This window comes from Chloroflexota bacterium (genome assembly GCA_018829775.1).
Classification (GTDB): domain Bacteria; phylum Chloroflexota; class Dehalococcoidia; order Dehalococcoidales; family RBG-16-60-22; genus E44-bin89.
Genome location: JAHJTL010000048.1, coordinates 1 through 8,002 on the forward strand (window position 1 = coordinate 1; position 8,002 = coordinate 8,002).

At 55.4% G+C, this 8,002-nt stretch carries 7 protein-coding genes and 1 tRNA gene; 6 read left to right on the forward strand and 2 right to left on the reverse strand.

Annotated features, from left to right (window positions below):
* From KKD83_04700 to KKD83_04725, 6 genes are all read left to right on the forward strand, one after another.
* Nucleotides 1-695, forward strand: a 695-nt coding sequence (locus KKD83_04700; protein ID MBU2535448.1) for a formate dehydrogenase, incomplete at its 5' end; no start/stop codon positions are given.
* Nucleotide 696: 1 nt separating this feature from the next.
* Complete coding sequence (locus KKD83_04705; GenBank protein MBU2535449.1) at nt 697-1,251, forward strand: 4Fe-4S dicluster domain-containing protein; 555 nt, start codon at nt 697-699, stop codon at nt 1,249-1,251.
* A gap of 20 nt (nt 1,252-1,271) precedes the next feature.
* A complete protein-coding gene (locus KKD83_04710) occupies nt 1,272-2,123 on the forward strand; it encodes a CoB--CoM heterodisulfide reductase iron-sulfur subunit B family protein (GenBank protein ID MBU2535450.1) in 852 nt (283 codons plus the stop codon).
* A gap of 16 nt (nt 2,124-2,139) precedes the next feature.
* The gene (locus tag KKD83_04715) at nt 2,140-2,913 is read left to right on the forward strand and encodes a 4Fe-4S dicluster domain-containing protein (protein MBU2535451.1); all 774 of its coding nucleotides are present in this window, start codon (nt 2,140-2,142) and stop codon (nt 2,911-2,913) included.
* A gap of 9 nt (nt 2,914-2,922) precedes the next feature.
* Nucleotides 2,923-4,587, forward strand: a complete 1,665-nt coding sequence (locus KKD83_04720; GenBank protein MBU2535452.1) for an FAD-binding protein — start codon at nt 2,923-2,925, stop codon at nt 4,585-4,587.
* A gap of 146 nt (nt 4,588-4,733) precedes the next feature.
* Nucleotides 4,734-6,461 carry a cation:proton antiporter gene (locus KKD83_04725; GenBank protein MBU2535453.1) on the forward strand — a complete coding sequence of 576 codons (1,728 nt, stop codon included), beginning with the start codon at nt 4,734-4,736 and terminating at the stop codon, nt 6,459-6,461.
* 35 nt (nt 6,462-6,496) lie between these two features.
* On the opposite strand, the gene KKD83_04730 is transcribed toward KKD83_04725, so the two are convergent.
* Both KKD83_04730 and KKD83_04735 read right to left on the reverse strand, forming a co-directional pair.
* Nucleotides 6,497-7,654, reverse strand: coding sequence for an amidohydrolase family protein (locus KKD83_04730; protein ID MBU2535454.1), 1,158 nt, complete (start codon nt 7,652-7,654; stop codon nt 6,497-6,499).
* A 247-nt stretch (nt 7,655-7,901) separates the two neighbouring features.
* Nucleotides 7,902-7,978, reverse strand: a tRNA-Val gene (locus KKD83_04735).
* Between the last annotated feature and the right edge of the window lie 24 nt (nt 7,979-8,002).

Genomic DNA, 8,002 nt, shown 5'->3' on the forward strand with positions numbered 1-8,002 from the left:
ATTTCCTGGACCGAATTCGAGAGGGAAAAGAGGACCCTCTCCTCCGCCAGGCCTGCCAGGTCTGCGAATATCCGGTCCCCATGGGCGCTGACCTTACCATCGGTCTGATTGGCGCCAACCTTGATACCGGTGTCCTGCTGGTGGCCGGAACGCCGGAGGGGGAGAAAGTAATTCGGGAACTGGGCCTTGAAGAGGTAAAAGCCGGGGATAGGGAGGCAGCGATAGCAAAGCTCGTAGGGGAGAGGGCACGGAAGCGGGAGGAAATGCTGAAGCAAACCCGGGAAGAAGTCCGGGGTCTGGATAAGCTGATGGCGGCTCTTGCCCCCTGCATTAACTGTCACAACTGCAAAACGGCGTGCCCGCTCTGCTACTGCAAGGAGTGTTTCTTTGACTCCCCGGTCTTTGAATTTGAGGCCGAGAAGTATCTGGGCTGGGCGAAAAGAAAGGGTGCCCTCCGTATGCCCAGCGATACGCTTCTCTTCCACCTGACCAGATTGAACCACATGGTGATTTCCTGTGTTGGCTGCGGGCTGTGCACCGAGGCCTGTCCGAATAGTATTCCAGTGGCCGACATCTTCCGTCTGGTGGGATATGAGGTGCAGAAATTATTCGATTATGTGCCGGGCAGAAGCCTGGACGAGGAACTGCCATTGACCACGTTCAAAGAGGAAGAGCTGACCGATATAGGGAAGTAGTATGCAGTACTTGGGTAAAGATGGTGTAGCGGTAATTGAGTCACGCTTCGGCGCGCAGGTGAAAGAAGCCAGCGGCACGGAAATCAACCGCTGTTACCAGTGCCTCACCTGCAGCCTGGGCTGCCCATCGGCCTTTGCCATGGACTATCTTCCCCACCAGATTGTCCGCATGGTACAGCTGGGCCTGCGGGAGCAGGTATTGACCAGTTCCACCATCTGGGTTTGCGCCGACTGCCAGGCCTGCGCCACCAGATGTCCCAACGAGGTTGACCTGGTGAAAATGATGGACGTTCTGCGTGAGATTTCACTGCGGGAAGGACTGGCCAAAGAGCACGCTGTGGCCGATTTTCACCGCATTTTTCTGGGCAACATTGAGCGGTGGGGAAGGCAGCACGAGCTGTCCCTGATTTTGATGCTGAAACTCAAGACAAGGGACCTGTTCAGCGATTTGCTTCCGGGAATGAAAATGCTGCTCAAGGGCAAGTTGAAGTTATTCCCGGTGCGTTTCAGTGAAATAAAAAAGGTCAGGGACTTATTTCGGAGAACAGAAAGATGAGCCAGCAGACGGCAGCAGGTTTGAGGTATGCTTATTATCCCGGCTGCTCCCTGGAGGCAACGGCCAGGGAGTATGACCTGTCGGTGCGCGCCGTCTGTGACCATCTCGGCATTGAGCTGGCGGAGATTCCCGACTGGAATTGCTGCGGGGCATCGTCAGGGCACAGCACCAATCGGCGGCTGGCGAGTACCCTCGCCGGCAGGAACCTGGCGCTGGCCGAGGAGATGAAGATGGACATCGCGGTTGCCTGCCCCGCCTGTTACATCAGGCTGAGAAGCGCGCAAAATGAAATGAAGCAGGATAAGAAGCTGCGCGATGAACTCACACGCTCGGCAGACCTGTCCTATGATGCTCGGTACAGCACCCGACATCTCCTTGACATAATCTGCAATGAAATCGGTCTGGAGAACCTGAAAAACAAGGTGGTGAAACCATTGCATGGCCTGAAGCTGGCGGCCTATTATGGATGTTACCTTGTCCGGCCACCTGATGTAGTCGCCTTCGATGACCCGGAAAACCCGCAGTGCCTGGATACCTTGCTCGATACACTGGGTGCCGAGGTAAGGGACTGGTCCGGCAAGGTGGACTGCTGCGGCGGCAGCCTGTCTTTGAGCAAACGGGATATCGCCAGCCAGATGGTTGGTGAACTCACCGAGATGGCAAGGCGGGCCGGTGCCGAGGCAATGGTCACTGCCTGTCCCCTCTGCCACGCCAATCTGGAAATGCGACAGCGCGGGCTCAATGGCAATAAACTGCCCGTATTCTATTTCACCGAACTCATCGGGCTTGCCCTGGGAATAAAAGAAACCCGGTCCTGGTTTAAAAAACATCTGATTTCACCTTCTGGTCTGTTGACCTCGCTTGGGTTATAATCGAGCGGAGGTTTATATGGCGGAAAAAGAGCGTAAAGCGACCGACAGCGGCGCACCTGCAGAAGCGGAGAGTGCAAAACTCATCCCGGTTTACGTGATGGGCAAAAGGTACATGGTGCCCGAGACGCTCACCATCATGAAGGCGCTGGAATACGCTGGATACCGGTTTATCCGCGGATGTGGCTGCCGGGGCGGCATTTGCGGGGCCTGTGCTACGGTCTACCGCAAGCCGGGAGACTACCACCTTTACGTCGGGCTGGCCTGCCAGACGGTGGTGGAACCGGATATGTATCTGGCGCAGATTCCGTTTTACCCGGCGAACCGGGCCAGCTACGACTTCGAGCAGCTTTCCGCCAGTCCCGAGGAAATATTCAAACTGTATCCCGAGGTGTTTCGCTGCATCGCCTGCAATGCCTGCACCAAAGTCTGCCCGATGGATGTCCAGGTGATGGACGTTATCTCGGCGGTGAAACAGGGCAACATTGAGCGGGCAGCCACCTTATCGTTTAGCTGCATTCAGTGTGGCCTCTGTGTCAGCCGGTGTATGGGGGAATTACCCCAATATCATGTTATGCAGCTGGCGCGGAGAATCTACGGGAGCCGGATTGCGCCGCGGGCACAGCACCTGAACGAAGCGGTCGAAGCGGCCAAGGGTGAAAAATGCCAGCAGGCGCTGGAGAAGATTATGAAGGCTGATATTAAACAGCTTAAAGAAATATATCAGGCCCGGGAAATTGAGCCGGAAATGGCTGACGAGGACTGGACGCCGGCAAAGCGCGATTATCTCTAGGAGGAGAGAATGCCCTATACCGAGGAACTCAAAAGCCTGATAAAAGTGGTGGAGAAGAGCAGGCGGGAGCGGCTGGCGCGGAAGAAGAGGGGAGAGGAATTCCCCAAGATGTCGCCGGATGAAGCCGACGAGATACTGAAGAAATATCATCCCGATTACAAAGAAGAAGGGCGGCGTGAGCTGAAAGTCGGGCCGAGCAAGGGCTACCGAATTGCCCGCGAGTTTGCCGACCTGCTGGAGGCATGGAGCCGGATAAATCCGGACCGGATTGACCTATCCCGCGTGGACCTGGAGACTGATGTATTGATAATAGGTGGCGGTGGTGCCGGAACGGCGGCGGCCATGCTTGCCGAGCGAAGTGGCGCCAGGGTCATACTGGCCACCAAACTCCGCCATGGTGACGCCAATACCATGATGGCGGAGGGAGGCATTCAGGCGGCCACCAAGGTCGAGAAGGACTCAGCCTGCCTGCACTACCTGGACACGGTGGGTGGCGGTCACTTCAAAAACGAACCGGAACTGGTTCAAATCCTGGTCAATGAAGCGCCGGAGGTGCTCAGGTGGCTGGAAAGCCTGGGAGTGATGTTCTCCAAATTTCCAGATGGGAGGCTGCATAGCCTGCACGGAGCAGGGACCAGCCGGAAGAGGATGCATTTCTGCGGCGATATCACCGGCGCCGAGATTATGCGCACCATTCGTGATGAGGCCCGCAACTGGGAGAATATCACCGTTCTGGAATTTTCACCCGCCATCGAACTCCTTTTGAACGAACACGGCCACTGCGCCGGCGCCATACTTTACAATCTGGAAACCGAAGAATACCTGATAGTCAGGGCCAGGGCGACCATTATCGCCACCGGCGGCTGCGGCCGACTGCACGTTCAGGGATTTATGACCACCAACCACTATGGGGCTACGGCTGATGGCGTCGTTCTGGGCTACCGGGCCGGCGTGAAACTCAAGTTGTTGCACACGGTTCAATACCACCCCACCGGCGCCGTCTTCCCCGAGCAGGTTGAAGGCATTCTGATTACAGAAAAATTCCGCGGGGCGGGAGCCAACATAGTCAATAAGGATGGGGAGCAATTCGTCTATGAGCGCGAGCCGAGGGATGTGGAATCGGCCGCCATCATCCGGGAATGTCTGGAAAGGGGAAAGGGCGTTCCCACGCCCGCCGGAAAACTGGGCGTATGGCTTGACTCGCCGATGGTCGATATATTGATGGGCGAAGGTGCGGTGGAGAGGGAGTTCCCGGGCAAGTTCATCGTTTACCGACGTTTCGGCATAGATATTGCAAGGCAACCGATGCTGGTTTACCCCACCCTCCACTACCAGAATGGTGGACTGGAATACAATGCCCGCGGGGAGACGTCCATACCCGGGCTCTTCCTCGCCGGGGAGGTCAGCGGCGGCGTGCACGGCGAAAACCGCCTGATGGGCAATTCCCTGCTCGATGTCCTCGTCTTCGGGCGAATTGCCGGCGAGAGCGCGGCGGACTATGCCAAAGCTAAGGCCAGAGATGGCAAATTGTCACTGCAACACGTCGAAGATTATCAGAAGGAATTGGAAAAAGCCGGCATTGTAACCGACCGGGTGGCCCCGATACTGCTTCCCGACTACGCCAATCCCGAGGTCCGGGAAAGGCATCTTACCGCACGCCATGCGGGGAAATGAGCGCCGCTGATTAGACCACAGCAACGGTATCCGGCATCCGTTCGTATTCTATGTTCAGGCTCGTTCCCAATATCTTATTTATTTATGCGGGTTGGCAGCGGTTCTTGTGATAAAATAAAGCTGTAGTCTTTGATTGTGCAGGATAGATGGAAGGGTTAGATCCGGTAGTAACCATCGCTATTCTTCTGGCAGCTGCTCTGGTTGGCGGTATGGTAGCCCACCGCTTGCGACAGCCAGTCATACTCGGTTACTTGGTAATCGGCGTGGCGGTTGGTCCCCATGCTCTTGGCCTGGTGGATGATTTAGAGTTAATTGAAGCGGTGGCGACCATAGGCGTTGCCCTCCTCATGTTTACGCTTGGCCTGGAGGTTTCAATCGCCCAGCTACGAGAAGTGGGCAGGGTCGGACTTTGGGGGGGCGTTGCCCAGGTTCTGGTCACCTTTGGCTTGGGATTAACCGTAGGCATTGTTTTATTCAAATGGTCTCCAGCCCAGGCGGCACTGTTCGGCTTGATTATCTCGCTAAGCAGCACGGCGGTGTGTTTGAAAATACTGATGGAACGTGGGGAGCTGACTTCGGTGCAGGGCCGAATTATGATCGCCTTCCTTATTTTTCAGGATATCAGCGTGGTGGTGATGATTGTAATTATGCCTCTAATGGGCGGTATGGAAGAAAACATACTGCTGTCTCTGGCTACGGCCGTTGGAAAAGCAGTTCTTTTTATTGGGGTTGCCATCGTGGCCGGCAGGTGGGTGCTCCCTTGGTTGATGGGTAGAGTTGGTGGTGTACGAGCTCGCGAGCTGTTTCTGCTGACCGTTCTGGTCCTGTGCCTGGGCGCCGCGATAGGCACCCAAATTTTCGGGCTTTCCATCGTGTTTGGCGCTTTTCTGGTCGGCATGGTACTGCGGGAAACGAGGTTTGTCCACCAGGCGCTGGCCGAGATTACCCCGCTGCGGGACATCTTTGCCACCCTCTTCTTTGTTTCGCTGGGTATGCTGCTTGACCCCATGTTTTTGGTAAAAAACTGGGCACTGGTGGCGATGATGGTGGCAGTCATCACCGCGTTGAAATTGCTGGTTGTTTTCGGCGTGGTTCGGCTTTTTGGCTACAGCGCGAGGGTAGCCCTGCTGACCGGTGCCGGTCTTTTTCAGATTGGCGAGTTTGGTTTTATTTTAGCTCAGGGCGGCATCAATGTGGGTATCCTATCACAGCAGCTGTATTCCTTGATTCTGGCCAGCGCTATTATCACCATGTTATTGACCCCGCTTTCCATCAGCCTGACCTCTCGGCTATTTCACAGATGGCCCTGGGCACGCGGCGGCAGAAGAATGGCAGCCGGGGAGGTTTCAGCTTCACCCGCCTCTGTACCTGTGGGGATACTTGATAGGGTGGTTGTTGCCGGTTATGGCCGGGTCGGGCAGAACATTGCGCAGGGGCTGCAGGACGCTGGAATCGCCTACCTTGTCATTGATATTGACCCGGAGCGTGTTTCCGAGGCAAGAACAGCCGGCAGGCCGCGAATGTATGGCGATGCCAGCAATGTCCACGTGCTCGAGAAGGCAGGCCTGGATAAAGCACGGGCGTTGGTCATAACCTATCCCGACCCGATGGCGGTGGTGACCACGGCCAAGACCGCATTGCGTATCAACCCCGAGCTCAAGATTCTGGCACGGGTTCACCGTGTGCGGGAGGCAGATATACTTAAGGGGCTGGGGATTACCGAATTGGTCAGCCCCGAATACGAGGCAAGTTTCAGATTCATCAAGAGATTGATAAACATAATTGGGCTGGACAAAGAAGAGCGAAGGCGTATTTTGGCTCTGGTGCGTAAGGACGAGGAAATCGCTGAGTTTAATCCCGACCAGTCAGTATGATTGTGGTGGGCGGTACCGTACGATAGGCAGGAAGTTCACGTATCAAGCCCGTACAGGCGAGCAGCATTGTCGTGTAAAATCATTCGGGCCGCTGCTTCCGCATGCTTTGTAGCCATTAAGCCCAGCTTTGTGGCATCTCCTAAAACCTCGGTCAGAGCGGTTTTGGCCGTCAGGGCGGCAAGCCACGCAATCTCCGGACTTCCATGCCCCCCGCTTCCGATAACAATCTTGGAAAGCGGTGCCCAGGCCATTACGTCCCGATAGCACTCGACAATACGCAGAGATGCCCACGGCGTAACCTGGCTCATGTCCACCCAGACATGGGGAAAAGAGTGCGCAAGCTGCCCCGCCTGCTTCGTCCAGGGATACCCGGCGTGGAGCAGTATAATTTTGGTTTTCAAAAACTCCGTCCGGCATAAAAAGGGAGCCAGTAAAAACGGGTCCGCGTCGTATATGGGGCCATCCCACATTCCGCCGGTGAAACCGCTGTGGAGATGGACGGGCACACCCAGTTCCTGACATTGGAGCAAGGTCGCGGTGAATACAGCGGTGTACAATTTTTTGTAAGCGTCAGCGTCCCCTGCTTTGGCGCGGGGGAAAATCGACTTTGCCTCATCCTCCCAGACCGGCATTGTCCCAAAGCCGACCAGCTCGGCCAGGTGGACTTTCACCCCGATGAAGCCGTCGTTTTTAATCGACCGGTCCAGGGTTTCCTGGAAATCCCGCAGCAGTTCCTGATAGGATTCAGCCTTGACGAGCAGTTTTTGCAGAGGTGGTTCGAACTGGAATAATCTCAATTTGGTGCCCGGTATCAGGTCCAACAGGGGGTCATTGTTGGGGAGACCGGTATCCAGAACCGTGGCCACAATTCCGGCATCCTTGTACAGCAGCCGGCAATACGCGGCAAAGTCATCCGAAGCACGGCGGTTGCGTTCCTGCGCCACCGCATCCAGCTCAGCAGGGCAGTCGAAAACTCTGGATAGCTGGCACACCATGGTGTTGACAATCCCCATATGGCGGAAGTGGTAGCGGAGTTCCTCACTGGCTCCCCAGGCTTTGGGGGCTTTTTCATTGGGAATATCTCCCCTTCCGTGAAAAAACTCACGGGCTAAAAGCTCCGGCTCCAGGACCGCTTTAGCGGGGTCGTAGGGATGGCAATGGTGGTCGATGACGGGAAAGGATGTTAAATCCATCAAGGGTTCATACTCCTTTACTCAATTGGGTTTCGTTACCTGACCTCTTACGTATAAAGCATGATAAATAAAAGGCGGAGGCTGAATGCCTCCTTTCAGGCTATTATATTACGCCTCAGGTATTGAATAAGTCAATATTATTTACTAATAAGGGGGAGCTAGTATTAGCTCCCCCTCAACTTATTATCTTTCTACTTTACCAGCCGTCAAGAATAAAGGCTCTGCCCGGCTTGATAATAGGAAAAAATGGTGGGCAGTACAGGGATCGAACCTGTGACCTCCTGCGTGTAAAACAGGCGCTCTAACCAGCTGAGCTAACCGCCCCAATGGCGCGCTTGGCGGGGCTTG